This window comes from Promicromonospora soli (genome assembly GCF_014653785.1).
In the GTDB taxonomy this organism is placed as follows: Bacteria; Actinomycetota; Actinomycetes; order Actinomycetales; family Cellulomonadaceae; genus Promicromonospora; species Promicromonospora soli.
This window is the reverse complement of the sequence record NZ_BNAS01000001.1, coordinates 984838-1011186: the sequence shown is the minus strand read 5'-3', so window position 1 is coordinate 1011186 and position 26349 is coordinate 984838. Positions and strand designations below refer to the sequence as shown.

The window sequence follows — 26349 nt, the reverse complement described above, 5'->3', positions numbered from 1 at the left end:
ACCGGGCATCCGCGGGGGACTGACTTTCACCCGGTGAATCCGGTATAAATGTCGGCAAGGGGAACGCGGAACTCGTCCGACGTCGTGCTGGCCGTGCCCACACAACGAGCTAGGGACCCGCCCGCATGGAATACACCGAGCTCTCGGCCTACGACCTGCCCGCCGGAACCGTGACGTCCTGGACGCCGCGGGCCGACGCCGGACGCTGGCAGCAGGACCCGCGAGACCTGTCTCCTGGGCACGAGGCCCACCTGCGCGACTCCGAGCCGGGGTCCTGGATCGGTTCCGTGCTGCGCGTGCCCGGCCCGTACGAGCCGGAGCCGCTGCGCCGCGCGATCCACGCGTGGGTGAGCCGCCACGAGGTGCTGCGCACCACCGTCACGCGCGACGCAGGGGCGGGCTGGCGGCGGGTGACGGCCCCGGCCGAGGCCGTCGCCGTCCGGGACCTGGTGGTCGGCGACCTCACCGCCGGCCAGGTCGCCGCCCTGCTGCCCAGCCTGCTCGCCGACGTCTCGCCCACCGCCTGGCCACACTGCGTGATGGCGAGCGTCGTGCCGGCGCCAGGCCCGGACGCCGACTGGTTCGTGCTCGCGTTCGGCGCCGACCACTCGGTCATGGACGCCTACTCCCAGCTCCTGTGGTTCGAGGAGATCGTCTCGCTGTACGACGCCGCCCGCCGGGGAGCGCCCGACGCCGAGCTGCGCGAGCTGGAGGTCGGCTCACACGTGGACTTCTCCGCCGAGGACCGCAAGCTCGCCATGACGCTCGCCGCCGACGGCGAGCCCGTGCGCCGCTGGCTCGACTTCCTCGGGCCCGGCGCCACCTTCCCTCGCTACGGCACCGTCACGCACCCCGCCGCCGACGCCGCCGAGGCGGCCCGCCCGCAGGCCTCCCGGTCGTCGTGGCTCGCCACCGTCGACCAGACCGACGACCTGAGCGCCCGCAGCCGGGCCCGCGGCGCATCCGCCCAGTCCGGGGTGCTGGCCGCGTTCGCGCACGCCGCGCGCCGGGTGCAAGGGCTCGACCGGCTGCGGTTCGTGCTGCCGATGCACACCAGGTACGCGCCGCAGCACGCCGCCGCCGTCGGCTGGTACGTGGGCCTGTGCCCGGTGGACCTCGACCTCGACGGCGTGGACCCGGTGCTGCGCGAGGTGGAGGCCGGGCAGGACGGGCCGGCCCAGGTGATCGACTCTCACGCCCTGACCGCCGCCGTCGAACGCGTGCACGCGGCGGTCTCCGCCGGCAAGAACCTGGTGCGGTACTCGTTCGCGCGCATCGCGGAGCTGGGCGGCATCACCGACAGCCCGCACTTCGCCGTGTCCTACGTCGACACCCGATTCGTACCGGGCGCCGAGCGCTGGTCCTCCTGGGCGGCCCGGACCCTGCGCAGCCCGGCGTATGGCACCGACGAGCTCTACCTCTGGTTCCTGCGCACGCACGAGGGCCTCAATGTCTCCGCCCGCTACCCGGACACACCCGAGGCGCACGCCGCGATGGACGCGCTGGTCGACGAGCTGCGCGGCTACTTCCGAGCCTTCGGGTCCGCAGAAATGAGAGAGGCTGTCGCATGATTCTCGGCGCCATGGGCACCTGGGCCCCGCGGCCCGGACAGGTGCTGCACGTACGGCCCACGACGGAGGCGCTCGCCGCTGCGGCGTCGGCCCCGGTGGACCCGGGACCGCCGTCGTTCCTGCAGGGCGACCACCTGCGCGCCTATGCGGCGCGCCGCGCGTCCGGCGGCCGGCACAGGGCCTGGACCGGCACCGCGACCCACCTCGACGGGGCGTTCGACGGGGCGGCCCTTGCACGGGCGTTGACCCGGCTGGTGCGCCGGCACGAGGGCCTGCGCACGTGGTTCGACGTCGATGCCTGCACCGACGGCGGCGAGCCCGTGCGGCACCTGGTGGCCGCGGACGCCGTCGGCTTCGCGGCCGTGGAGGTTCCCGCGCTCTCGCCGGGGCCGGGCCTCCCGTGGGGCGAGTGGGTGACCACGCACCTCAACGCGACCTTCGACGCCGCGTGCCGCCCCGACACGTGGGCGCCGTTCGCGCTCGGGGCCGTCGTCCACGACGAGGGGTTCAGCCTGTTCTGGGGCTGCGACCACGCGTTCACCGACGGGGCGTCGCAGCTGATGGTGCTCAGCGAGATCGAGGAGCTGTACGCGGAGGAGCTCGACGTCCGCGGGGCGGGCGAGCCTCGTTGGTCGAGCCTGTCGGGACCCGAGCCCGCCCCGGAGACCGCCGGGTCGTTCCTCGTCCACGCGCGGGCTGAGCACGCGCTCGCCGCCGCGACCCCGCCGGACGCCCCCGAGATCCAGGCCTGGTCCGAAGCCGTGACCGCGCACGACGGCCGGCTGCCCAGCTTCGCGCTGGACCTCGGCCTGGCGCCCGGCGAGACCGCACCCGTGCGGATCCGCTCCGCGACCCTGCTCGACGCCGCCGGCCTCGCCCGCCTGGACGAGCTGGCCGCCGCCCGCGGCGTACGCTTCACGGGCGCGGTGTTCGCCGGGATCGCGCTCACGGACGCCCGGCTGACGGGAGCCGCCGACTGGTTCGGCGTCACCGTGGTCGGCTCGCGGGGACCGGGGTTCGAGACCTCGCAGGGCTGGCTGTGCAACTTCGCGCCGGTGACGTTCCCCGTGGCCGACGGCGGTGTCCCGGCGTCGTTCACCGATGTCTTGCCGGCCGCGGACGCGGCGTTCCGGCAGGCCCGGAAGGTGGCAAGGGTTCCGGTGCACGCCGCGCTCGGCGTCATGCTGGCGGGCGGCGTCCTCGACCCGGCCTCCCTCGGCAGCCCGCAGCTGATCAGCTACCTGGACCTGCGGCGGTTCCCCGGCGTCGGACGCCCGGCCTACGACCGCGGCCTGCACTTCACGGGAGAGGGCCGCACCGCGAACGCCTCGCTCTGGGTGAACCGCGACCACGAGCGGCTGTACGTCGTCACGCAGACCCCGGACGCTCCGGCGGCGCAGGCCGCCGTGGACCGCTACATCGCCGAGCTGACGGCGACGTTCGAGGCGGCGGTCGCCGTGCCCGTGACGGTCGGCACGGAGGCGGCGCCGGACGAGCGCCTGGAGGCGACCGGTGCGGGTCGTCTCGGCTGACCTCTGGGAACCGGCGCCCGGCCGAGTGGTCACCTGGGACGTCATGCCGGGCGCGGGGCGGGTGCCGACCCCGGCACCGCTGACGTACAACCAGCGCAACCACCTGCTCGGGGCGGACGCGGGCGAGCCGAGCGTGTGGATCACCGCCGCGTTCGACGTCGACGGCCCCGTCGACCTCGGCGCGCTGGAGTCCGCCTTCCGGGATCTGGTTGCCCGGCACGCCGGGCTGTCGGTCGAGGCGGTCCGCCTGCCCGGCGGGTCGTCCGGCGTCGACGGCGGTGCAGCCGGTGGCGTCGGCCTGGTGCGGCACGAGCCCGGCACCCTCGTGTGGCAGCGCAACGACGGCCCCGTCACCAGCACGGTCGAGGCCACCCGCGCGCACCTGGTGGCCGAGCTCAGCCGGCGGTGCGCGCCCTTCGGTTACCCGGCGTTCCTGCCCGCCGCGATCAGCCGCCCGGACCGGTCGACGATCGTGTTCGGCATGGATCACCTGCACACCGACGCCTGGTCCACCACCGTCGTCGTCGACGAGCTGGCCGCGCTCTACGGCGCGCGGGCCGGGGCGGGCGTGCCCGCCGTCTCGCCGGATGGGCCCGCGGACGCTCTGGTGGTGGAGGCCCTGAACCCGGCCGCGGCCGCGCGGCCGGAGCTGGTCGGCGCCAACGACCCTCGGCTCGCGACCTGGCACGGCTTTCTCCGCGACCGGGGGTGGGCGCTGCCCACCTTCCCGCTGCCGCTCGGCGTGCCCGACGGCGAGCGGGTGCCGCAGCGCACGGTGCTGCGCTCCCTGGCCGACGCCCCCACCGCCGACGCCGTCGCCGCGCGCGCGGGTGCGGCCGGCGCGTCGACGTCGGCCGCCGTGCTGGCCAGTCTCGCGGGCGCCGTCGCCGACCTCGGCGGACCCGCCGTCCTGGACACGCTCCTGCCGGTGCACACCCGCGCCGACGCCACCGCCCGCCGGACGATCGGCTGGCACACCACCACGGTGCCGCTGCGGATCGAGGTGGGCGCCCCTGTCGGCGTCGGCGTCGGAGCCGCCACGGACACGACGCTCGCCGCCGCGGGCAAGGCCCTCCGGGCCGCGCGGGAGCTGGCGGCAGTGCCGCTCGAACAGGTGGTGGAGTCGCTGCCGCGGCCGCTGCGGTTCCCGCGGGTGGACATCTTCCAGGTCTCGTACCTGGACTACCGGCGGCTCCCTGGCCACTTGGCGGCGGCCGGACGGCGGGCGCACCACGTGTCGGCCGCCACTCGGGCCGACGACCTGCAGCTCTGGGTGTCGCGCACCAACGAGGGTGTCGCGGTGCGGGCGCGCATGCCCCGCACCGACGTCGCGGTGGAGACGGTCGACGCACTGCTCGACCGCTGGGCCGAGCGCCTGACGGTGCTCGGCGGCTGACCGGGGCAGGCCGTTACGGAAGGTCCGCTTCCAGAACGCCATTGCGCTTGGTTCCACGGCCGGAACCAAGCGCAATCGCGTTCTCGGAACGGACCTTCGTCAGGCTCCCGCAGTCACCCGGTCGGCGTCCTTCGCGAGCTCCGCGGTGTCGTAGTCCACGCCGCCGAGGCTCGGCATCATCGAGGTGAGCTGCGGCTTCCACTCGTCGTACTTGGCGGGGAAGCAGCGCTCCAGCAGGCCGGTCATGGCCGCGACGGCGGTCGAGGCACCCGGGGACGCGCCCAGCAGGCCGGCGATGGTGCCGTCCTTGGCCGCTACGACCTCGGTGCCGAACTCCAGCACGCCACCCTTGCCCTTGACCCACTTGATCACCTGGACACGCTGGCCGGCGGTGATCCTCTCCCAGTCCCCGGGCTGGGCGGTCGGCATGAACCGCTGCAGCTCGTGGAACTTGGTCTCCGGGGCGGCCGCGACCTGGCCCACCAGGTAGCTGGTGAGGTCGAGGTTCTTCACGCCCGCACCCAGCATCGAGAACACGTTGTGCAGGCGCAGCGACGTGATCAGACCCAGGTACTTGCCCTTCTTGAGGTACTTGGGGCTGAACCCGGCGTACGGGCCGAACATCAGGTAGCGCTTGCCGTCGACGATGCGCGTGTCCAGGTGGGGCACGGACATCGGCGGGGCGCCGACGTCGGCCTTGCCGTACACCTTGGCGTGGTGCTGTGCGACGACGGCCGGCTCCGACGTGCGCAGGAACTCGCCCGAGATCGGGAAGCCGCCGTAACCGCGCGCCTCCTTGATGCCCGAAGCCTGCAGCAGGGGCAGCGCTCCGCCACCCGCGCCGACGAAGACGAACTTCGCGGTGACGGCGCGGCGGCGGGTCCCGGCGTTCCAGGAGCGGTCGTGCAGCGTGAGGCGCCACCGGCCGTCACGCAGCTTCTTGAGGCCGCGGACCTCGTGGTTCACGTGCAGCTCGGTGTTGTGAGCGGTGGCGAAGTCGACCAGCTTCTTGGTGAGCGAGCCGAAGTCGACGTCGGTGCCCGCGGCGGCGCGCGTGGCGGCGATCGGCTCGTCGGCGTCGCGGTCCAGGGTCATCAGCGGGGCCCACTGCCCGATGACCGCGGGGTCGGAGCTGAACTCCATGTCGCTGAACAGCGGGTGCACGCGCAGCGCCTCGTAGCGGCGCTGCAGGAAGTCCACGTTGTCCGCGCCGCGCACGAACGTCATGTGCGGCGTGACGTTGATGAAGTCGGTGCCCTCCATCAGGCCGGCGGTGAGCAGGTGGCTCCAGAACTCGCGGGAGGTGTGGAACTGCTCGTTGATCGTCACCGCCTTGGAGATGTCCACGGAGCCGTCCTTGCGCTCCGGCGTGTAGTTCAGCTCGCAGAGCGCGGCGTGGCCGGTACCCGCGTTGTTCCACGGGTTCGACGACTCGAGCGCCACCTCGTCCAGGCGCTCGTAGATTCCGATACGCCAGGTCGGCTCGAGGATCGTGAGCAGCGCGCCGAGCGTGGCGCTCATGATCCCTCCGCCGATCAGCGCGACGTCGACCTCTTCGGAGGGACGCGGGGCTGTCTGGAGGTAAGAAGTCACGTCAGAAACCTTAGCGGGCTTGTGAAAAGTGGCACGAGCGTTGTGGCGCGAATCACGTGCCGCGTGCCGTGACCTCCCTCACTCCGCTGGTCGCGCCCGCTTTTCACCTCGCTGGGACGGCGGACGGCCACGGCCCGAGCTCGGGCAGGTCGCCCGCCAGCGGCGTCGCCGGGACCCGCCCTGCGAGCCATGCGGTGACGTCGCGCGGGTCGCCCTCGACGTCGTCCACGGCCACGCCGGCGGGGAGCCGGATCGCGAGGAACTCGCGCAGGTGGGCACCGAGGGCGTCGTCCCACGTCTCGTAGCCGACCTCCTGGAGCGTGCCGGCGAGCGCATCGACCGAGTGGATCCGCAGCTCGCGCCACCAGCCCAGCAGGCAGCCAGACAGCGGCCCGCCGCGGTAGCCGCTCGGTGCGTCCCAGAGCGGCGAACCGGGCTCGGGCCAGGCCTGCGCCATCTCGTCGCGAAGGCCCTCCAGGACCGCTAGGTGCTCGACGGCCGTGCGGCCGGAACCGGCCTCGATCTCGGCGTTGCGGGTGTCCTGGCTCCCGTAGACGGGCACCACCTCGCCGCGCGCGGCGGCCTGCGCCTGCCGGAGCATCGCGCCGCCCACCCCCGCGATGTGGGACAGCACATGCCCGCGGGTCCAGCCCTCCAGGGCCGACGGCCCGGCGAGGGCCTCGTCGGTCAGCTGCCCGACGGCGGCCAGCAGCGCGTCCAGCCCCGCCGTCGAGTCGGCGAGGGCATGGGGGATCTGGTCGGTGCTCGTGCTCATGGATGTCCCTTCGTTTGTCATGGCCACATCAGGCCGGTGGCCCAGCCGTCGGCCTCCGCCCGGTACCGCAGGCGCGTGTGCGGGCCGTCGTCCGGCGCCTGCCAGAACTCGACCTCGGTGGGGGTCAGGATGTAGGCGGTCCAGTCCGGAGCGGCGAGCTCCGGGTCGGCGGTGACGGCGCGCAGCGCCTCGGCGAACGCGCGCTCGTACTCCGCCAGGGAGGCGAGCGGCTCGCTCTGGTGGTTCACCAGGCCTGCGGCGCGCGAGACGTCGGACCGCGCGAGGAAGTCCGCCCGGCTCGCTTCCGGCCCGGCCGACGCCGCGCTGCCTGTGACCTTGACCTGGCGGCCCAGCTCAGGCCAGAAGAACGTCATCGCGGCGTGCGGGTTGGCCGCCAGGTCGCGGCCCTTCGGACCCGTCGACTGCGAAGCGAACCACCAGCCGTCCGCGGTCACGTCCTTGAGCAGCAGGGTGCGCGCGTGGACGTGCCCGGCGGCGTCGGCGGTCGAGAGGATCGCCGCTTGCGGGGCGAGCACACCGGCGTCGATGGCCTCGCTGATCCAGGTCACGAAGAGCTCGTGCGGGGTGGGCGGCACCGCCTCCGTGTCGAGGACCGGGAGCCCGGGGCGGGCGAAGGCGGGCAGCGCGCGCAAGCGCTCGCGGAAGGTCACGTGTTCTCCTTCGGGGCCAGCAGGCCGACGAAGCCGCGCACCGCAGCGGCCAGCGCATCCGGGTCCTGCGTGGCGCGGGCGAGTACGTACCCGCCCTGGATGATCGCGATGGCGGCGTGCGCGCGGTCGCGGGCGACGTCGTCGGGCAGGCCGGTCTCACGGAAGACGTCGGTGGTGACGCCGAGCAGCCGCACGAAGTAGGCGGTGAGCACGTCGTGCAGGCCGTCGTCGTCCATCACCGCCTGGTCGGAGGTTAGGCGCCCGACCTTGCAGCCGGCCAGGGCGTCGCGCGGCCGCTCGAGGTAAGCGACGAGGCGCGTGATCGCTGGGGAGTCGCTGCGCAGCGTGCGCATCGCCCGGGCGAGCGCGTCGTCCACGGTGGCGCCGATCGCGGCGACTGCGAGGTCGTGCTTGGTCGGGAAGTGGTGGTACAGGCTGCCCTGTCCGACGCCGGATGCGGCCAGCACCGCGCGCGGGCTCGTTGCCCCGACGCCCTGGGCAGCGAAGAGGTCCTGTGCGGCGCCCACGAGGCGGTCGCGGGCGGTAGTCGTGCTCATGCCCGCACCATACCTACCTCCAGGTATGGCGGCAACCGATTTTTGCCGGGAAGCGTCGGATGGGTAGTTCAGACGAGCGTGAGCACGCCCAGCACGCCAACCGCGAGGCCGAGGGCGAGCGAGACCGCGATCAGGACGGCGTGCACCGTGAGGAACTTCGTGGCCCGGCCGTCGGCGTCGCGCGACCGGGGATCCGCGACGATGCGCTGCCAGAACCGCGGCCAGATCAGCAGGTTCCACGCGGCGGTGACGATGAGCACGACGGACCAGGCGACAGGAATATCCACGCGCCCAAGTATGGGCTCTCCTTGTGGGCGCGATCGTTGCGCCTAAAGCGGGCAGATAGTCGCAACGGTCACGCCCACAACAAAGGCTGGTGCGCCCAGGTGCGGGGTCAGAAGTAGTCGCGGACGTGGACCTGGCAGCCCGCGAAGAGCGCCGTCAGGACGGCGTCGTGGCCGGGCGCGCCCGTCAGGTGGCCCGCGATGCGCAGGTTCGACGCCGACTGCGCTCCCGCGTACAGCAGCGCGAGCCCGTTCGGGCTCAGCACCGGCCGCTCGTGGTGTGCGTCCTCGAGCGCGACGACGTCCCGCTCGAGGTGCGTGACGCCGTCGGACACCGTGAGCGTCCAGGCGCCGGTGAGATCCTGCCCGCCGCGGACGGCGAACGGGACGCGCTCTCCCTCGAGCGGCGACCCCAGGTCGTCGAGCGCGCCGGCCACGTCCAGGATCCGCAGCATGTAGGGGTGGGCGGCGTGCACCGTCGAGGTGAGATCGGGCAGCACGAGCCACGCGGGATCCAGGCCCGACGTCGACACCCGCGCCGTGCCGACCACCGTCGAGAAGCTGCCGATGGTGCGCCAGAGGGCGCGGGCGGCGCCGGGCGTCAGGGCGATGAGGTCATCGACCTCCATGACCGTCGTGGCGGGCGTGTATCCCTCGCCGCGGATCCAGCTCACGAAGCCGACCACGTCGCCTGCTGGCCCCGCCGAGCCGCCCGCGTCGATGGCGAGCGTGACGCCCGAGTAGTCGGCGAAGAACTTCTCCGGCGGCGTCCAGAACGGCTTCTCGGCGCGCGAGATCGGCCCGTTCTGCGCGGCGGCCCACGTGCGGTGGACGGCGACTATCGCGTCATGGTCGGCGACGGTCGCCCGGCGGGTCATGACGCCGGCGGGCGCGGCGACTCGGCTCAGGTTCTGCAGCGGGACGTCGACGTCGTCGAACGAGCCGACCACCTCGTAGCCCAGGCCGCGGTAGATGCCCGGCGCGCTCGGGTAGAGCGTGGAGATCTTCTCGCCGCGCTCGCGCGCCTCGTCGAAGGCGGCGGCGAAGAGGCGCGCGAGGTGGCCGGACCCGCGCCGCTCCGGCTCGACCGCGACGCCCGCGACGCCCGCCGTCGGAACCTGCGCGCCGTGGAACCACGACGTGAACCCGTAGACCCGCAGGCGCGCGGCGAGACCGTCGCCGTCGAACGCGCCCCACTCGCGGAAGCCGGCCGCATCCCACTCCTCGCGGGTCGGGACGGGGTTGCCCGCCGCGGGCGCGCCGAACGCCTCGCGGCCCAGGCGGGTGTAGTCCGGCTGGTCGGCGTACTCGATGCGGCGCACGGTGGGGCTCATGCAAGCGACCCTAGGCAACGGTCAGTGACGCTCGCGAGCGATTTGGCGAACGGGTTCAGGCTCTGTTCATGGCGCCTGAGCCCGCTGCTCCGCTCCGCGTCCGGATCGTCGGCAACCGCGCGACGACTGTCGGTGGCTGGGCATAACGTGTGGCCAGTGACCACGCTTCAGGGACGGGTGCTGCTCGTCGCGATCCTCGGATCCTTCGTGTCGTTCCTCGACGGCACGGTGGTGAGCGTCGCCCTGCCCGCGATCGCTCGGGACCTCGGGGGTCCGGGCGTGGACGGGCTGGCACTGCAGCAGTGGGTGGTGGACGCGTACCTGGTGACCCTCGGTGCGCTGATGCTCGTGGCCGGCTCGGTGTCGGACGTCTACGGGCGCCGCCGGGTGCTGGCGGTAGGGCTAGCGGGGTTCGCGGTCGCCTCCGTGCTGTGCGCGGTAGCGCCGACCGGCCCCGTCCTCGTCATCGCCCGCGCCCTGCAGGGGGTGGCGGGCGCCCTGCTGGTGCCGAGCTCCCTGGCCCTGATCGTCGCGACGTTCGACGGCGAGGCGCAGGCCCGTGCGATCGGCCGGTGGACCTCGTGGACGACCGCCGCGCTGATCGTCGGCCCGTTCGTCGGCGGCATGCTGGTCGACTTCGCGTCGTGGCGCTGGGTGTTCTGGATCAACGTGCCCGTCATCGCCGTGACCCTCTGGCTGCTGCGCGGCGTGCCCGCCGCGGAGGGCGAGCAGGGCCGGCGGATCGACATCCCGGGTGCGGCGCTGGCCGCGTTCGGCCTCGCGGGCCTGGTGTTCGGGCTCATCGAGGGGGAGCGGCTGGGGTGGACCTCGCCGGTCATCCTGGTGTCCATCCTCGCGGGCGCAACGATGCTGGTGGCGTTCGTGCTCTACGAGCGGCGGGCGGCCGACCCGATGCTGCCGCTGCGCCTGTTCGAGGCGCGCAACTTCGCATGGGGCAACCTCGCCACCTTCGCGATCTACGGGGCGCTCTCGCTGGGCGGCTTCGTGCTCACGCTGTTCCTGCAGCAGGTCGCCGGGTACTCCGCCACCGCGTCCGGGGTGGCGCAGCTGCCGACGACCTTCGCGATGATCGCGCTGTCCGCGTGGTTCGGCACGCTCTCGGGCCGGTACGGGGCCCGGCTGTTCATGACGGTGGGACCGATCGTGGCCGGCGTGGGGTTCCTCCTCATGCTCGCGATGGACGAGACCGCCCACTACCCCACACAGGTGCTGCCCGGTCAGCTCGTGTTCGGGCTCGGCCTCGCGATCACGGTGGCCCCCCTGACGGCGGCCATCCTGGGCGCCGTCCCGAGGCACGACGCCGGCATCGGCTCCGCGGTGAACAACGCCGTGGCGCGCGTAGCCGGGCTGGTGACCGTGGCGTTCGCGGGAGTCATCACCGGCGGGGTGCTCGACGTCGCGACTTTCCACCGGGCGCTGATCGTGACGGCGGTCCTGCTCTTCCTCGGCGGAGTGCTGTCCCTGGTGGGCATCCGGAACGTCCGCGGGGTCGATCCGAACGAGGCTCTGGTCAAACCGACCTAGGTGTGCGGCATGCCCAGGCCGGATGATCGGCAAAAGGTCAGGTGATCGGTACCTCGGATTGCCGAACACGTGACACTCTGCCGACCACCCGCCCTTTGCCTCCGAATCACCTGCCGGGGTCCTCGAAGGTTCGTGGACGCGTCTTCCGGACCCTCGGCAAGCATCTGAGCGGCAGAGAGCGCGACCGCAGGCGCGGACTTCCGGCGTTTGTGCACAGGCGACGTGGCGGTGCCCACATGGGCGCTCGACCATGAGCGACCGTCTCTGAATGGAAGAAACGGGGATCATTCTTGCTCGCGACCACAACCGCGAAGCGCTGCGCCGCGCGCTCCGTGACAGCAGGGTGGAGAAGCTTCGCCGCGGCGCCTACCGGAGCCGGAGGGCCACGACCGGCGACCGCTTCGAGGACGGGAAGGGCCGGGCACTGGCACGCATCGTCGCGGTAGGTGCTCAGATCCGCAGCGCGTGGGTGAGCCACGAGTCCGCCGCGTTGTTGCACGGGCTGCGACTGTGGCAGCTGCCGGAAAAAGTCCACGTCATCCAGAGCTACCGGGCATCGTCGGCATCCGCCGACGACATCGCGCGCCATCGTCTGACCCTGCCGGAGCACGAACGGACCACGGTCGACGGAGTGGCGACGACGAGTCCGGCGCGCACGGTGGCCGACTGCTGCATCTCTTTGCACCCGCTGCTCGCGCTCGTCATCGTGGACCATGCGCTCGCAGTCGGGGTGGATCGCGACGCCATCATCGAGTCGGTCAAGTCGCGGCGTGACTCGCGTGGCCGCCGTCAGGCGCTACTGGTGCTCGAGCTCGCGGACCCGGGTGCGGAGTCGGCCTGGGAGACCTGGCTGAGGTACTTGGTCCTGCGAGCCGGTCTACCTCGTCCGACCACGCAGCTCCTGGTGCGCACGCCACACGGTGAGTTCCGCGCCGACCTGGGCTGGGAGCAGTTCCGGCTGCTGGCCGAGTTCGACGGGCGCGTCAAGTACGTCCCCGGGGCGCTCGGGCCCGGCTACAACGCCGACCGTGCGTTGTTCGACGAGAAGCGCCGTGAGGACTATCTCCGGGAGGAGCGCTGGGGGGTGGTGCGTGTGACGTCGGCGGACGGCGCGGGTCCCGCACTTGCCCGGATCCTTCGCCACGTGCCGGACGACGTGCGCGCCGGTCTGAGCCCGCTCCGGCGTCTCCCGCCCCCGCCACCGCTGGGCCGGCCTAGCGGTCGGCAGAACGTCTCGTGATCGGCACTTCGAGCTGCCGATCACCTGACATCCTGCCGATCACGCGAGCCGGGCCGAGCCCGGTGAAATTCCCGTTGGCCGGGCGGGCGGCGTGTGGAAGGGTCCGTTGGTGGCTTCCTTCGTCTCACACCTGACCGTGGATTGTTCCGACGCCTACTTGCTCTCCGAGTGGTGGAAACCGGTTCTCGGATATCAGGACGTGCCCGACGACCCGAACCTGCCTGGTCACGACGAGTGCATGATCGTCGATCCGGAGGGAAAGGGTGTGACCGTCCTGTTCATCGAGGTGCCCGAGAGCAAGTCAGTGAAAAACCGCCTGCACCTCGACCTGCGTCCCCGCGAGGGCGCCCGGGACCCAGAGCTCGACCGGCTGCTCGCGCACGGTGCGACGGTCGTAGCGGATCGGCGCGGGCAGTACGGGCCCGGCACCGGCTGGGTGACGCTCGCTGACCCTGAGGGCAACGAGTTCTGCATCCTCCGCTCGTCGGCCGAGGTCGCGGAGCAGCCTGCGCCGGCAGGAGCCGCCGACGCATGAGCGACTGGACGATCCGGCCCGAGCGGCCGGTGGACTTCCCCGCGATCCGGAAGGTTCTGGTCGCGGCCTTCGGCGAAGACACGGTCGCCGACGGCGTGGACCGGATCCGTGCGTCGTGGATCTACCGGCCGGAGACGTCGCTGGTCGCGGTGTCCGACGGCGAGGTGGTCGGTCATGTCATGATCACCGGCTGCACCCTCACCAACGGCGCGGGCGAGCACGAAGTCGCGATGCTGACCCCGCTCGCCGTCAGCCCAGAGCGGCAGCGGCGCGGTATCGGTGCTGCCCTGGTGCGGGCCGCCCTGGCCGGCGCCGAGGGGGCCCGCGAGCCGTTCGTCATGCTGGAGGGCAGCCCGGAGTACTACGGTGCCCTCGGCTTCGTCCCGGCCCGCAAGCACGGGATCGAGCTGGACCATCCGGTGCCGGACTGGGCCCCGCCGGATGCGGTCCAGGTGTACCTGCTCCCGGCCTACGACCCGGCCGACCCCACCCTGCGCGGCGCGATCACTTACCCGCCGGTCTACGGCTGACGGGAGATGTCCCGAGTGATCGGCAGAACGTCAGGTGATCGGCATTCCGAGCTGCCGATCACCTGACGTTCTGCCGATCATGCGCCTGACGCGTCACACCCGGACCACTACCTTGCCGCGCGTGTGGCCGGTCTCGCTGGCCCGGTGCGCGTCCGCGGCGTCGGCCAGGTCGAAGACCTGGGCGAGCTCGACCGACAGCTTGCCGGCGTCGAACAGGGCGGTGAGCGCGTCGAGGCCCGCGACCGAGGGGCGCACCCAGACGTAGTGCCCGCCGTGCTCGGTGCGTGCGGTGGGGTCGGCGATCGAGGCGATGGTGCCGCCGTCGGCCAGGATCTCGGCGCCGGCCGCCACGACGCCGCCGCCCACGAAGTCGAGGACGACGTCGACGCCGTCGGGCGCGACTGCGCGGACGCGGTCCGCCAGGCCGTCGCCGTAGGTGACGGGCTCGGCGCCGAGGCCGCGCAGGAACTCGTGGTTCGCCTCGCTCGCGGTGCCGATCACGCGGGCGCCCAGGGCCTTGGCGATCTGCACGCCGAACGCGCCGACGCCGCCGGCCGCCGCGTGCACCAGCACCGTCTGGCCGTCCTTGACCCCGGCCCGTCGGATCGCCTCGTACGCCGTGAGGCCGGCGAGGGGCACCGCGGCCGCCTCCTCGAAGCTCAGCGACGACGGCTTGCGGGCCAGGGTGCGGACGGGCGCGGCGACGAGCTCGGCGAACGTGCCGCCCTGCACGGTGTCCTTGCGCACGTAGCCGTACACCTCGTCGCCCACCTGGAACTCGGTGGTGTCCAGGCCGACCTGCTCGACGACGCCCGCGACGTCCCAGCCTGGGATCGCCGGGAACTGCGTGTCGATGAGGCCCCGCAGCCGGCCCTCGCGGATCTTCCAGTCGACAGGGTTGACCGACGCCGCCCTGACGCGCACCACGAGGGTGTCGGGGCCGATGTGCGGGTCCGGCTGTTCGGTGAGCTCGAGGACGTCCGCGCTGCCGAACCTGGAGTAGGTGATCGCTCGCATGCCAGCGACAACCCGCCCGGCGGACGCGGGTATTCCGCGGCCGCCGGGCGGTTCGGGCAGGGCGTCGGCAGGGCGTCGGCAGGGCACGGCCGAGCGGTCAGTGCAGCGGCAGCCGCGTGACCCAGTACTCCGTGTCCTCCTCCGGCGTCGTGGTGAACCGGGCGTTGGGCAGGTACAGCGCGCCCGCGAAGCGGGCGATGGTGGTGGGCGTGTCGAAGTCGTCACTGGTCCGGGTCTCCACCACCCGCCCGTCCGACGCCGCCCGGTCGAGCCGCACCGTCGCCACCTGGTTCAGGAGGTTCTGCGCGACGTAGAGCGTGCGGCCGACGCGGAGCATCCCGTCGCCGTTGGTGAGCAGGTCGCCCCCGAGGTCCACGCGGTCGGCGTGCCCGTTGTCCGGGTCGACCCGGTACAGGCCGCCGGTGGTGGAGTTCACGACCAGCAGGGACCTGCGGCCGGGCGACGTCGTGATGCCGTTCGCGTTGAACCCGTCGACCTGCTCCCAGTCGCCGTGCAGCGCCACCTCGTCGAACGTGCCGGTGGGCTCGCCGCCCGGCCCCAGGTGGACGCGGTAGAGCACGGCGCGTCCGGAGTCGGTGAAGTAGGCGGAGTCGCCGGTGAGGACCACGTCGTTCACGAAGGCTCCGCCGAAGTCGTACGTCGCGAGGACCTCGCCCGTGCGCCCGTCGACGACGCGCGCGTCGCCGGTGGGTCCGCCCGCGACGAACAGGCGGCCGCGCATGTCGACGGTTAGTCCCACCGACGGCGTGCCCGGACCCTGACTGATCACCTCGCCCTCGCCGGTCAGGAGACTGGCGCGGTAGATGTCGCCGTCGGCCAGCGAGCCGAACCACGCGACCGGGCCGGCATTCGTGATGCCCTCGGGCTGGAAGGCGTCGGGCAGCTCGATCCGGTCCGGGAGAACGCCCAGAGGGAAGGGGTCGCGCAGGCCGTGGGTGACCTGCTGTGCGGGGAGTCCGCCGCGTACGTTGCTGGGAGTGCTGGGTGCGGCGACCGCTGTCGCCGGGACGGCCGCGAGCGTGATCGCGGCAAGGATGGCCGTCGAGGTGGCCAGACGCTTGGGCTTTCTGAACATCTATGTCCTCCGTCCGTCGGACAACACCGTACGACTCAGTCCGCGGAAGGCGGGGGACCTTCGCCCACTCCAGTTAAAAGTGTGCCAAGCGCTCAGCTCTGAGCGGGGACCTCGACCTGGATGTCCTCCGGCGACTTGTCCGGGCGCCAGCCGCGCCACACGGAGTGCCGCATCCGCCGCTCACCCGAGGCGCCGTCCGGGCCCTCGGCCCAGTCGGCGTACGTCACCTCGCCCACCAGCCTGGGCGTCACCCAGCGGGCATCCTTCGAGTCCTCCGCGGGTACGCCGGACGCGCTCGGCGTCTTGCGCTCCATGCCTCGCAGCTGCTCCGTGATCTCCCGGCGCTCGCGCTCGCTGAAGCCCGTCCCGACGCGCCCGACATAGCGCAGGCCTTCCCGGCCCGGAGCTTCCTCGTCGGGTACCGCCATGAGCAGCGACCCCATCACCGACGAGTTCGCGTGGCCTGGCCGCCAGCCCACGACCACCACCTCCTGCATCGCCTGGTGCTTGATCTTGAGCCACTCTCGCGAGCGCCGCCTCGCGTACGTGGAGGTGCGGCGCTTGGCGACGACGCCCTCCAGCCGCAGCGAGCGCGAGGTGCTCAGCGCGGCGTCGAGGTCGCCGTCGAACGCGGGCGGCAGGTGCACGGGAGCGCGTGGTGTGACCAGCGACTCGAGCAGCTCGCGCCGCTCGGTGTACGTGCGGCCGGTGACGTCGTCGCCGTCGGCCACCAGGACGTCGAAGAGCATGAGGTCGACCTGGACGCGGGCCCGTACGCGTGCGACGTCGTGCTCCTTGCGGAGGTTCGCGCGCAGCTGGAGGCGGCGGAAGTCGGGGCGGCCGCTGCGGTCGAGGGCGACGATCTCGCCGTCGAGCACCATGGGGAGCCGGTCCGGGTCGACCTGGCCCGCGAGAACCCCCAGCTCCGGGAACGTGACGGTGAGGTCCTGGCCGGAGCGGCTGACGAGGCGGATCGCCTCAGGGTCCTCGATGTACGCGAGGGCGCGGAACCCGTCCCACTTCATCTCGAACATCCAGTCGTCGGGGTCGGCCAGCTCGCCGGTCGCGGCGGCGGTGGCGAGCATGGGCCGCAGCTTGTCCGACGTCGGGCCGGCCGCGCTGGGCGGTTCCGCCGCGGGGGTCCTTGCCTTGGCGGGCGGGGCGCCCTTCGGGGCCATGAGATGGATCAGCCAGTTGTTCTCTGCCCTTCCGTCGCCCCCGCCCGTGTGGATCAGGGCCAGCCGCCGCGACCCGCGCTCGGCGGAGTGGAGGGTGACGATCACCTCGTCGTCGAGCCATTTCTCCAGCTCGTAGGTGCCGGAGTCCCAGATGGTGACCTTGCCGGCCCCGTACTCGCCGCTGGGGATCTCGCCTTCGAAGGAGCCGTACTCCAGCGGGTGGTCCTCGGTCTGCACGGCCAGGTGGTTCTTGCCCGGGTCGGTGGGCTCGCCGCGGGGGAGCGCCCAGCTGACGAGCACCCCGTCGTGTTCCAGGCGGAAGTCCCAGTGCAGGCGGCGGGCATGGTGCTCCTGGATCACGAAGCCGGGTGCGTCGGTGCTCGAGCCCGTCGAAGCCGGGGTCTCGGCCGACGGTTCCTGACCCCGGTGCTGGGCGGCCCGCGACGAGTCGGGCCCGAACGGCTCCGGGGTCTTTGCGGGGTCGCGCTTGGTCCGGTAGGTCTGCAGCTTCTGGAAGGTGGCGAGGCGCTCCGGCGTCGGCTCGAGTGCCGAGAGGTGACCCTCCAGCAGGGGCGCGAGGAGGTCGCCGTCGGCCTCGATGCGGGCGACCACCTGGTCGGCGTCGAGCTGGGCGAGGTCCGGGTCCTCCAGCTCCTCCCAGGTGCGGGGTGCGGCCACCCACGGCCGGTCGAGCCCGCGCAGGGAGTAGGGCGAGATCGTCGTCTTGTTGGCGTTGTTCTGCGACCAGTCGACCAGGACCTTGCCCCCGCGCAGCTTCTTGCTCATGTCGCTGACCACGAGGTCGGGATGCTCGGACTCGAGGTAGCGGGCGAGCTCGTGCGCGACGGCGGACACGGCGTCCGAGCCGAGCCGGGTGTCCTGCGCCTTGCCCAGCGCCGCGTACAGGTGGATGCCCTTGGAGCCGGAAGTCACGGGGTACGGCTCCAGGCCCATGCCCTGGAGGATCTCGCGGGCCCAGCGGGCGACCTGCGCGCACTCGGGCAGCCCCGCACCCGGGCCGGGGTCGAGGTCCAGCACGAGGCGGTCCGGGTCGAGGTGTGCCCCGGTGCGGCCGAACTGCCACTGCGGGGTGTGCACCTCCAGCGTCGCGGTCTGGCCCAGCCAGGTCAGGGTCGCCAGGTCGTTGACCAGCACGTAGTCGTTGGCCGAGGTCTTGTGCTGGATCGGCCGCCGCTTGACCCAGTCGGGCGTGGAGGCGTCGAGGTTCTTCTGGAAGAACATCTGCCCGCCCGTGCCGTCCGGCCACCGCTTGCGCGTGGCGGGCCGGTTGGCGGCGTGCGGCACCAGCACGTGCGCCACCTGCGCCAGGTACTGCAGCACCTCGCCCTTGGTGGTCCCCGACTTCGGGTACAGCACCTTGTCGAGATTGCTCAGCCGCAGGCGGCGTCCGTCGACCGTGACTGTCTCCTGCGCGGGCGCCATCACCCCATCGTGCCGCCGGTCAGGTGCTCGTGCCCAGTCCTCGTGCCCAGTCCTCGTGCCCAGTCCTGGTGCCCAGTCCTCGTGCCCAGTCCTGGTGCCAGGTCCTCGTGTCGCCAGAGGTCGCCGAAATCACTTGACACCGTGTCATGGGCGGGGCAAGAACTCCGCTAGGCTCCGGCGGGTGATTTCGGATGACATCGCAATCGATCTGCTCGTGGCCCCGGTGAAGGCCGCCGGCGAGGCCCCCTCGATCGACCGGCCGGAGCGGCTCACCGTCTATGGCGCCGAGTGGTGCCGCGACTGCAGGCGCAGCAAGGCAGTGCTCGACGTGCGCCGCGTCGACTACGTCTACGTGGACCTCGCCGCGCATCCCGCCCGGGCCGACGAGGCCGAGGCGCTGACCGGGCGGAAGACCATCCCGGTCCTCGTGTTCCCCGACGGCGAGCAGCTCGTGGAGCCCACCAACGCGGAGCTCTGCGCGAAGCTGGACCGCTCGGGACTCTGACACCGGCCGCGGCCGGCGCGACGCTTCAGCGGGGACCGAACCCTGGGCATGTAGTGCGCTTGGGGCGCACCATAGAAGCATGAGGGCGATCTGGAAGGGTGCCGTGACCTTCGGCCTCGTCAACGTCCCGGTCAAGCTGTACAGCGCGACCGAGGACCATGACGTGCCGCTACACCAGGTGCACGACGCCGACGGCGGACGTATCCGGTACAAGCGCGTGTGCGAGGTCGACGGCAAGGAAGTGCCGTACGAGCACATCGACCGCGCCTACGACGACGGCGAGCGCACCGTCGTGCTCACCAAGAAGGATCTCTCGGAGCTCCCCGCCGAACGTGACCGCGAGATCTCGGTGGTCGAGTTCGTGCCGAGCGAGCAGATCGACCCGATCATGTTCGACCGGACGTACTACCTGGAGCCCGACTCCAAGTCCACGAAGGCGTACGTGCTGCTGCGCCGCACGCTGGAGGAGACCGACCGCACCGCCGTCGTGAAGTTCGCGCTGCGGCAGCGCACGCGGCTGGCGGCGCTGCGGGTGCGCGACGAGGTGCTCGTGCTGCAGACGCTCCTGTGGGCCGACGAGGTCCGCGAGGCGGCGTTCCCGTCCCTCGACGAGCCCGCGAAAGTCACCGACAAGGAGCTCACGATGTCGGCCCAGCTCGTCAGCAGCTTCGAGGCGGACTTCACGCCCGAGGACTACGAGGACGAGTACCAGGTCCAGCTGCGCAAGCTCGTCGACGCGAAGCTGGAGGCGGGCGAGGCGGTCGACACGGCGGCGACGTTCGGCGAGGCGGCCGAGGAGGGCGAGGGCGCCGAGGTCGTCGACCTCATGGAGGCGCTCAAGCGCAGCGTCGCGGACGCGAAGAAGTCCCGCGGCCGCAAGACGGGCTAGGAGAGAGTGCCGGGCAAGGGCCCAGGGCGGCTCCTTCCGAACGTCTCTCAAGCGACGACGGCCGCCGCCATGAGCGCCGCCGAGCCCGCGCCGGCAAGGGCACCGACGCGGTCCACCGTCCGCCGTCTAGCACCTGCGGCGACCACGCAGCTCGCGACGACGAACGCCGCGGCTGCCCCCAGCCCGAGCACGGTGAGGGAGTCCGCGCCGTGGTGGTGACCTGGCGACGCCGCGCCTGGGCCCGCCGCGCCCGGCCCCGCCATGGCCGCTATGAGGACCGCCATCGCGAGCAGGCAGCCCACGTGCAGCCGGTGTCCGGGGTGGTTCTCGCCGCCGTCGGGCGCCCTGTGCCGGAGCAACCCGGCCAGGGCGACCGCGGCGGCGAGCAGTACCGCTGACCAGACCAGGTCCGGCACCCCGGCGGGGACAAACGCCACGTCGGCCATCGCGACGAGCATGAGCAGCCCGGTCGCGACGGCGGCGCGGCCGCCCCGCCCGCGGGCCGGGGTGCACGCGACAGCGAGCACTGCCGGCCCGAGGGCGAGGGCGTGGAGCAGCCCCACGCTCAGGCCCCGTCGTGGTGCGGGCAGGGCCCGTCGCCGTGCGCTCCGCCGCAGCACCGTGCCGCCGCACCGGACTCCGCTGCCGGTGTGCAGTGCGCCGAAGCCGAGGCAGGCACGCTCAGCGTGGGGTTCCGGTCGAAGAACCCGTAGGGCGTCAGCTTGAAGCCGGCGTAGTCCACGGGCATGACCGGCCAGTCCTCGGGCCGCGGGAAGTGCGTGAGCCCGAAGGTGTGCCACAGCACCACGTCCTGCCCGTCCAGCGGCCGGTCCTGCGCCTGCCACTCGGGCAGGCCGGCGCCCCCGGCGTGCTGGTTCACGTAGGTGCCCGCGGCATACCGCTCGTCGTCGGCGAACTGCGTGACCCACACGTGCTGGGTGGCGAACGCGGCGCGCGACGCGACCGAGGAGTCGTCGGCGGCCAGCAGGGTCGGGGACTCCTGCGCGTGCAGCGCGTACGCCGTCGGACGCCCGAGGCGGTTGGTGCGTTCCGTCGAGCTGATGTGCCAGGTGCGGCCCACCGACCCGTCGGCCCGGCGTGCGGCGCCGGCCTCCGACGTCAGGCGCGTGCGCTTGGCGGTGAACGCGTTGCCGAACGGATTTCCCTCGCTCACCGGCACGCGCACCGCCTCGACCTCGTCGACGGCGTTGGCTGTGCCGTCCACGTCCAGGTCGAGCCGGGCCGAGAACAGGTGCTGGTGGTACGGGGCGCCAAGGCCCGGGGCGACCTCGGACGCGTACGGGTACGGCTCGCCGTCCGGCCCCGGACCCGGGTAGGCCGAGGCGAACAGGAAGCCGGTGAGCTTGGCCTCGCACTCGATGGTGCCGTCCAGGTAGAGATACCAGTAGAAGCCGTAGTCGTAGTTGCCCACGGTGGTGAAGAACGAGATGACCATGCGGCGCTGGCGCCGCGTCTCGTTGATCCCGGTGAAGATGTCCGAGTGCTTCCACAGCACCCCGTAGTCCTCCTCGTGCAGGCAGATGCCGTTCTTGACGACGCGGGGGCGGCCACGCTCGTCGGCGAGGACGGCGTCGAGGTAGTGGATCTCGCCCAGGCAGTCGCAGCCGAGCTCCAGCGAGTTCACGTACCGGCCGAACAGGTACTCGCCGGTGTCGAAGTAGTTCTGCCAGAACCGGGTCGGGGACGGGTCGGCGTAGGGCACGATCATCTCGGAGATCGACGCCCGGTAGGCCACCGAACGCTGCTCGCCCGCGTCGTCGATAGAGATGCGGTGCAGCACCAGGCCCTCGCGGGTGTCGAACGAGACCCGCACCTGCCAGCCCTCCCACGTCACCAGGCCGTCGTCGGACACCTGGAAAGAGGGGCCCTGCGGCTGCGTGATCTCGATGGGCTTGAGCGTGGTGCGGGCCGTGCCCGCCAGGTCGGGCTGGGTGTAGTTGCCGTGCTCGGCGGGCACGGGCACGACGGCGTGGTCGATCACGCGGGTGACCTCGCGCGTCGTGAGGTTCACGTACGCGACCAGGCCGTCGACGGGGTGCGCCCACGGGTGGTCGGCCTCGTGGTCCTGGCGGAACCCGAAGACGCGGGCCATGCGCTTGCCGACCTCGTCCTCGTAGCCGAAGACGCCCGCCGACAGCGGCACGGTCACCACCGTGGCGGGATCCAGGCCGCGCGCGGCCAGAGCGGCCAGCCACTCGGGCGACGCCGCGACGATCCCGGGGACGATCTCGAACTCCTCGTCGAGGATGGGCAGCTGGCCCACCTGCGCGGTGTCGAGCACCTCCTGGGATACGAGGGCGCCGGCGGTCACGTCCACGACAGCGTCGTGCTGGACGCCGGTGGCCAGGTCCAGGAGCTGGACCCGCACCTGCCGGGGCGGCAGCGCTCCGGATCCGGCCTCCCAGGCGAGGACGGCGGCCTTGGGCGCCTCGAGCAGCCCGACGTAGACGAAACGCGTGGTCTCGCCGACCAGGCCGGCCGAGCCGACGACGGCGGCGGCGGCCGTGATCTCGTCTGCGGAAAGTGTGGCCAGCGGATGGGTGGTGGCGGAGGTCGGGGCGAAGGTGTGCGTGGCGGTCACGATGTTCTCCTCTCGAAGGCCCGGCGTCAGCCGATGGCCTCGGTGATGCGGGCGTAGGTCTCGGGTCGGCGGCGGCGCAGGACGACGGCCTGCGCCCAGCCGGCGACGGGGCTGAGCACGATGAGGGCGAGCAGGACGGCGCTGATCACGCCGAACCTCTGGTTGCCCGCGGCGTCCACGTCGCCCACCAGGAGTGGGAAGTACGCGACGATCGCGACCGCCGCTCCGGTCAGGCCGACGAGGCCGAGCGCCGGCGCGACCACGGTGTTCCAGGCCCGCGCGTCCTGCCGGGTGCGGCGGAACCAGACGATGACCGCCAGGCTCGTGACGGCCATGAGGATCGCGATGGCGAGCGTGGAGACGCCGGCGAACCAGGTGAAGACCTCCAGCACGGGATCCAGGCCGGCCAGTGCGAACACGGCCACCAGCACGACCGTGGTGGCCGACTGCAGGAGCGACGACAGGTGCGGGGACAGGTGCCGTGCGTGCACGGCGCCCACGGCGCCGGGCAGCAGGCCGGCGTTCGCCATCGTGTGCTGGTAGCGCGTGATGACGTTGTGAAAGCTGAGCACGCACGCGAACATGCTGGTGATCAGCAGGACGTTGATGACCACCTCACCGGCCGTGCCGAGGTACTTCGCGGTGGTCGTCAGGATCATCCCGCCCGGGTCGGTGGCGGCCACGTCGACGGCGTGGTCGGGTCCCCAGGCCATGACGAGGCCCCACGAGGCGAGCGTGTAGAACACGGTGATGCCGATCACGGCGGCGTAGGTGGCGCGCGGGATGGTGCGGGCCGGGTCGCGCGCCTCGTCGCGGAAGATCGCCGTGGCCTCGAAGCCGATGAAGGCGGCGATCGCGAACGTCAGCCCGACGGCCGGGGAGCCGGAGAACACGTTGGCCGGCTCGAACGGCTCCAGGGACAGGCCCTGGTCACCACCGGTGATCACGACGCCGGCGACGATCGCCAGCACGATGCCGATCTCGCCGATGAGAAGGACGCCCAACACCTTGGACGACAGGTCGATGTGCCGGTAGCCGAGCACGCCCACGAGCGCGGCGACCGCCAGGGCCCACAGCCACCAGGGCAGCTCCGGCAGGCCGAGCTGGGCGAACGTGCCCGACAGGATGTATCCGATGTACCCGTACACCGCGGCCTGGACGGTGGTGTACGTCAGCAGTGCGAGGTAGGCGGCGCCGAGGCCGGCCCGGCGGCCGAGGCCGTAGCCGACGAACGTGAAGAACGCGCCCGGCCGCGGGACCACGCGCGTCATGGCCGCCAGGCCCACCGAGAACAGCAGCAGGACGACGCCCGAGACGGCGTAGAGGGCGGGGAACCCGACGCCGTTGCCGAGCAGGATGCCGAGCGGGGTGGCGCCGCCGACGACGGTCAGCGGCGACGCTGCGGCGACCACCATGAAGACGATCGCGAGCGGGCCGAGCTTCCCGGTGAGCGCGAGCGGCGCGGGGGCGGGGCCGGCGTCGGCCGGCGACGAGCCGGTCCGGATCGGAGCGGACATGGGACCTCCAGGGGGGCGGGACGGGGGCGGGACACGCTGCGGGACAGGGCGTCGAGCGTGACGTCCACCAGGCTCCGGGGCCGCGATTGCTCCGTGGTCTCGGGCCCGTAAACCTTGGTCGGAGGCGGCCGAGACGGCGTCGGCGCCCGTGTCTCATTGAGGGTCACACCGCCGAAACACTGCCCGGCTGTCGCCGCAACAGGCCGTTGCTACGCTCCCGCGCACTCAGCCGGACGACGGCCCGACGACGGATGGAGCGCCCATGACCACGCCCACGTCTCCGGTACGCGCCCGCCGGCCCGTCGTCGGGACGCGCTCTCCGGTCCACGGCCTGGCCCGTCGTTCGCTGCCGTTCACGGACGTGGTGGCGCAGTCGCTGTCGGCCGTGGCACCGTCGGCCGCCGCGACGACCATGCCGCTCCTGGTGGCCACGGTGGCCGGCGGGTCGACGGCCCTCGCCCTCGGCGTCGCGCTGGTCCTCGCGGTCGCGGTCGCCGCCTGCGTCAACCAGTTCACCCGGCGCATCGCGGCCACGGGTTCGCTGTACACGTTCGTCGTGCGCGGCCTCGGAGCGCGCGCCGGCGTGGTCACCGGGGTGGCCATGCTGCTGGGCTACGGGTTCATCACGATGTTCGCCCTGGCCGGCGGCGGCTGGTACGCGCACATCCTGATCGGCCGGTTCGTCCCTGCCCTGGCCTCGGGAGCGGCCCCCGCTCTCGTCGTCGTGCTCCTCATGGGCGCGGCTGTGTGGTGGGTGCTCCTGCGCGGCATTCGTCGCTCGGCTCGGGTCACGCTCGTCGTCGAGGTCGTCTCCGTGGCCCTCCTCGCCGTCCTCGTGCTCGCGATGCTCCTGCACGCAGAGCCCGCGGCCGCCGTCCGCGCCGCGCTCCCTGAGCCCGGCACGGGCCCGGCCGACGTGGCGGTCGGCACCGCGATCGCGCTCACCGCGTTCGTGGGCTTCGAGTCCGCGGCCACGCTCGGCGCGGAGGCACGGCACCCGTTCCGCGCCGTCCCGCGCGCCGTCACCTGGACCGCGCTAGCGTCCGGCCTGCTGTACCTGGGCGCGTCGGTGAGCCAGCTCGTTGGGTACGCGGGCCTCGGTCTCGACCTCGCCGACGCCCGTTCTCCGGCCAACGAGCTCGCGGCGGCGTACGGCGTGAGCTGGGCGGGTCCGGTGCTCGACGTCGGCATCACTGCGTCGTTCTTCGCCTGTGCCATCGCCTCGTCCACCGCTCTGGTGCGCGTGCTGTTCACCATGGGGCGCGAGGAGCTGGCGCCGCGGTCGTTCGGCGTCGCGCACGGCGTGCACGGCACCCCCGCCCGGGCACTGGCGGTGACGATGCCGGTGGTGACGCTCGTCCCGGTCGCGGTGGTGCTGCTCGGCGCGGACCTGTGGTCCGCGATGCAGGTGATCCTCGTCGTGTCGGCGGGCGGGTACATCACCGCCTACGTGCTGGTCTGCGCCGCCGTCCCGGCATTCCTCCGCCGGATCGGTGAGGCGACCTGGCGACCCGTCCTGCTCGCGGTGGGCACCGCGACGCTGCTGGCCTGCTCGCTCGTCGTCATGCTCGTGGTCCAGAGCGGCACGTTCCGCCAGGCCGGTGTGTGGGCGTTCCTGGCACTGCTGGCCCTCGGCGTCACGTCCGGCCTGGTCCGGCTCAGGCGCCTCCCCCACCTATCGGCGCGGCTTGGCGTGCACGACGAGGCCGTCGTCACAGACCTCCTCGGCGCCGGGCGCCGCGCGGACGGCACCTCGCCACGCACGCCGCGACATCCCGGCGGTCCGGGCTCGTCCGGTGGTTCGGCGGCCGCCTGATGAGCCGGCCCATCTTTGCCAGCCCGGAGGCCGCCGCACAGCTCCTCGGGTTGGTGGCGGGCGGTGCGGGGGACAGCGCCGACGACGCCGCTGCCGTCGGCGAGGACGAGCTGCGCGGGCGTCAGCCTCGCGCCGTGCGGCACGCTCTGCAGGTGCTCGAGTGCGTCGCCGCCTCCGGGGCCGGCGTGACCGGCCAGGAGATCTCCGCGGCGCTGGGCCTGTCCCGCGCGACGACGTACCGGCTGGTGCAGGTGTTGACCGAGGACGAGTACCTCGTCCGGCTGCCGGACCTGCGCGGGTTCGCGCTCGGCCACCGGGTGGCCGCGCTGTTCCCGCCGCCCGCGCCGCGGCCGCCCCTCGCGGCACGCCTGGTGCTGGACCGGCTGCGCGCGGGGCTCCGCGGTGGGATCCACCTGGTCCGGCTCGACGGCGTGGTCCACACGGTGGTCGATGAGGACCCCGACTTCCCGCTCATCCCCGAACCGGGGGTCCGCGAGGTAGTCGACGGTGTCTGCGGCGAGCTGGCCGCCGGAGCGCCGTCGGCCGTCCGCGTGGCCGACAGATGGACCGCCATCGGCGTCACCGTCCTCGACGAGCTCGGCCAGGCGGTCGCAGGCCTCGTCGTCGTAGCGCTCCAGGACCGGATGCCCGGTGTGGCCGAGATCGACGCCCGGCTCACGCCCGCCGCCGTCGAGCTGGGGCCGTTGCTGGCCTGACGCACCG

23 protein-coding genes are annotated in these 26349 nt (G+C 72.7%); 11 read left to right on the top strand and 12 right to left on the bottom strand.

Annotated features, from left to right (window positions below):
• Window positions 1-125 precede the first annotated feature (125 nt).
• Genes IE250_RS04600 through IE250_RS04590 form a run of 3 tightly spaced genes read left to right on the top strand, consistent with a single transcriptional unit; the run spans window position 126 to window position 4499 of the window.
• Window positions 126-1571, top strand: coding sequence for a condensation domain-containing protein (locus tag IE250_RS04600; protein ID WP_189668039.1), 1446 nt, complete (start codon window positions 126-128; stop codon window positions 1569-1571).
• Window positions 1568-3103, top strand: a complete 1536-nt coding sequence (locus IE250_RS04595) for a hypothetical protein (RefSeq protein WP_189668038.1) — start codon at window positions 1568-1570, stop codon at window positions 3101-3103. The genes IE250_RS04600 and IE250_RS04595 overlap by 4 nt, the downstream gene beginning before the upstream one ends.
• A complete protein-coding gene (locus IE250_RS04590) occupies window positions 3084-4499 on the top strand; it encodes a peptide synthase (RefSeq protein ID WP_189668037.1) in 1416 nt (471 codons plus the stop codon). Before IE250_RS04595 ends, IE250_RS04590 begins: the two co-directional genes overlap by 20 nt.
• A 99-nt stretch (window positions 4500-4598) precedes the next feature.
• On the opposite strand, the gene mqo is transcribed toward IE250_RS04590, so the two are convergent.
• The 6 genes from mqo to IE250_RS04560 all read right to left on the bottom strand — a co-directional run bounded on the left by mqo (window position 4599) and on the right by IE250_RS04560 (window position 9713).
• Window positions 4599-6092 carry a malate dehydrogenase (quinone) gene (gene mqo, locus IE250_RS04585; RefSeq protein WP_189668036.1) on the bottom strand — a complete coding sequence of 498 codons (1494 nt, stop codon included), beginning with the start codon at window positions 6090-6092 and terminating at the stop codon, window positions 4599-4601.
• A gap of 103 nt (window positions 6093-6195) precedes the next feature.
• Window positions 6196-6867 (bottom strand): maleylpyruvate isomerase N-terminal domain-containing protein, encoded by a 672-nt coding sequence (locus tag IE250_RS04580; RefSeq protein WP_229872122.1) that lies wholly within the window; start codon window positions 6865-6867, stop codon window positions 6196-6198.
• A gap of 17 nt (window positions 6868-6884) precedes the next feature.
• Window positions 6885-7538 carry a pyridoxine/pyridoxamine 5'-phosphate oxidase gene (locus IE250_RS04575; RefSeq protein ID WP_189668034.1) on the bottom strand — a complete coding sequence of 218 codons (654 nt, stop codon included), beginning with the start codon at window positions 7536-7538 and terminating at the stop codon, window positions 6885-6887.
• Window positions 7535-8095 carry a TetR/AcrR family transcriptional regulator gene (locus tag IE250_RS04570; protein ID WP_189668033.1) on the bottom strand — a complete coding sequence of 187 codons (561 nt, stop codon included), beginning with the start codon at window positions 8093-8095 and terminating at the stop codon, window positions 7535-7537. Before IE250_RS04570 ends, IE250_RS04575 begins: the two co-directional genes overlap by 4 nt.
• A gap of 68 nt (window positions 8096-8163) precedes the next feature.
• On the bottom strand, window positions 8164-8382 hold the full coding sequence (locus IE250_RS04565) for an SCO4848 family membrane protein (protein WP_189668032.1): 219 nt from the start codon (window positions 8380-8382) through the stop codon (window positions 8164-8166).
• Between the two features lie 107 nt (window positions 8383-8489).
• Entirely contained in the window at window positions 8490-9713 is a 1224-nt protein-coding gene (locus IE250_RS04560; RefSeq protein ID WP_189668031.1) for a GNAT family N-acetyltransferase, read from the bottom strand.
• 156 nt (window positions 9714-9869) lie between these two features.
• Between IE250_RS04560 and IE250_RS04555 the strand changes: the two genes are divergently transcribed.
• From IE250_RS04555 to IE250_RS04540, 4 genes are all read left to right on the top strand, one after another.
• Window positions 9870-11258, top strand: a complete 1389-nt coding sequence (locus tag IE250_RS04555) for an MFS transporter (RefSeq protein ID WP_189668030.1) — start codon at window positions 9870-9872, stop codon at window positions 11256-11258.
• A 268-nt stretch (window positions 11259-11526) separates the two neighbouring features.
• Window positions 11527-12498 carry a type IV toxin-antitoxin system AbiEi family antitoxin gene (locus tag IE250_RS04550; protein ID WP_189668029.1) on the top strand — a complete coding sequence of 324 codons (972 nt, stop codon included), beginning with the start codon at window positions 11527-11529 and terminating at the stop codon, window positions 12496-12498.
• Window positions 12499-12589: 91 nt separating this feature from the next.
• The gene (locus IE250_RS04545; RefSeq protein ID WP_308434105.1) at window positions 12590-13033 is read left to right on the top strand and encodes a VOC family protein; all 444 of its coding nucleotides are present in this window, start codon (window positions 12590-12592) and stop codon (window positions 13031-13033) included.
• A complete protein-coding gene (locus IE250_RS04540) occupies window positions 13030-13563 on the top strand; it encodes a GNAT family N-acetyltransferase (RefSeq protein WP_189668027.1) in 534 nt (177 codons plus the stop codon). The genes IE250_RS04545 and IE250_RS04540 overlap by 4 nt, the downstream gene beginning before the upstream one ends.
• 93 nt (window positions 13564-13656) lie before the next feature.
• On the opposite strand, the gene IE250_RS04535 is transcribed toward IE250_RS04540, so the two are convergent.
• The 3 genes from IE250_RS04535 to IE250_RS04525 all read right to left on the bottom strand — a co-directional run bounded on the left by IE250_RS04535 (window position 13657) and on the right by IE250_RS04525 (window position 18297).
• Window positions 13657-14580 (bottom strand): NADP-dependent oxidoreductase, encoded by a 924-nt coding sequence (locus tag IE250_RS04535; RefSeq protein WP_189668026.1) that lies wholly within the window; start codon window positions 14578-14580, stop codon window positions 13657-13659.
• A gap of 97 nt (window positions 14581-14677) precedes the next feature.
• Window positions 14678-15676 (bottom strand): SMP-30/gluconolactonase/LRE family protein, encoded by a 999-nt coding sequence (locus IE250_RS04530; RefSeq protein WP_189668025.1) that lies wholly within the window; start codon window positions 15674-15676, stop codon window positions 14678-14680.
• A gap of 92 nt (window positions 15677-15768) precedes the next feature.
• Window positions 15769-18297 carry an ATP-dependent DNA ligase gene (locus IE250_RS04525; RefSeq protein ID WP_189668024.1) on the bottom strand — a complete coding sequence of 843 codons (2529 nt, stop codon included), beginning with the start codon at window positions 18295-18297 and terminating at the stop codon, window positions 15769-15771.
• Window positions 18298-18511: 214 nt separating this feature from the next.
• Here IE250_RS04525 and IE250_RS04520 point away from each other — a divergent pair, with 214 nt between their 5' ends.
• On the top strand, window positions 18512-18802 hold the full coding sequence (locus tag IE250_RS04520; protein ID WP_373301602.1) for a glutaredoxin family protein: 291 nt from the start codon (window positions 18512-18514) through the stop codon (window positions 18800-18802).
• Window positions 18803-18881: 79 nt separating this feature from the next.
• Entirely contained in the window at window positions 18882-19691 is an 810-nt protein-coding gene (ku, locus tag IE250_RS04515; RefSeq protein WP_189668023.1) for a non-homologous end joining protein Ku, read from the top strand.
• A gap of 47 nt (window positions 19692-19738) precedes the next feature.
• Here ku and IE250_RS04510 read toward each other — a convergent pair whose 3' ends face one another.
• From IE250_RS04510 to IE250_RS04500, 3 genes are read right to left on the bottom strand one after another with little or no spacing between them, the layout of a single operon-like run.
• Window positions 19739-20254 carry a hypothetical protein gene (locus IE250_RS04510; protein ID WP_189668022.1) on the bottom strand — a complete coding sequence of 172 codons (516 nt, stop codon included), beginning with the start codon at window positions 20252-20254 and terminating at the stop codon, window positions 19739-19741.
• A gap of 2 nt (window positions 20255-20256) precedes the next feature.
• Window positions 20257-22293: a primary-amine oxidase gene (locus tag IE250_RS04505; RefSeq protein ID WP_189668021.1), complete on the bottom strand. Its 2037-nt coding sequence runs from the start codon at window positions 22291-22293 to the stop codon at window positions 20257-20259.
• A 26-nt stretch (window positions 22294-22319) separates the two neighbouring features.
• On the bottom strand, window positions 22320-23810 hold the full coding sequence (locus IE250_RS04500; RefSeq protein WP_189668020.1) for an APC family permease: 1491 nt from the start codon (window positions 23808-23810) through the stop codon (window positions 22320-22322).
• Window positions 23811-24072: 262 nt separating this feature from the next.
• Between IE250_RS04500 and IE250_RS04495 the strand changes: the two genes are divergently transcribed.
• Together IE250_RS04495 and IE250_RS04490 are read left to right on the top strand one after the other, a co-directional pair.
• Window positions 24073-25626, top strand: a complete 1554-nt coding sequence (locus IE250_RS04495) for an APC family permease (protein WP_189668019.1) — start codon at window positions 24073-24075, stop codon at window positions 25624-25626.
• Window positions 25626-26342, top strand: a complete 717-nt coding sequence (locus tag IE250_RS04490) for a helix-turn-helix domain-containing protein (RefSeq protein ID WP_189668018.1) — start codon at window positions 25626-25628, stop codon at window positions 26340-26342. Before IE250_RS04495 ends, IE250_RS04490 begins: the two co-directional genes overlap by 1 nt.
• Window positions 26343-26349: the final 7 nt, after the last annotated feature.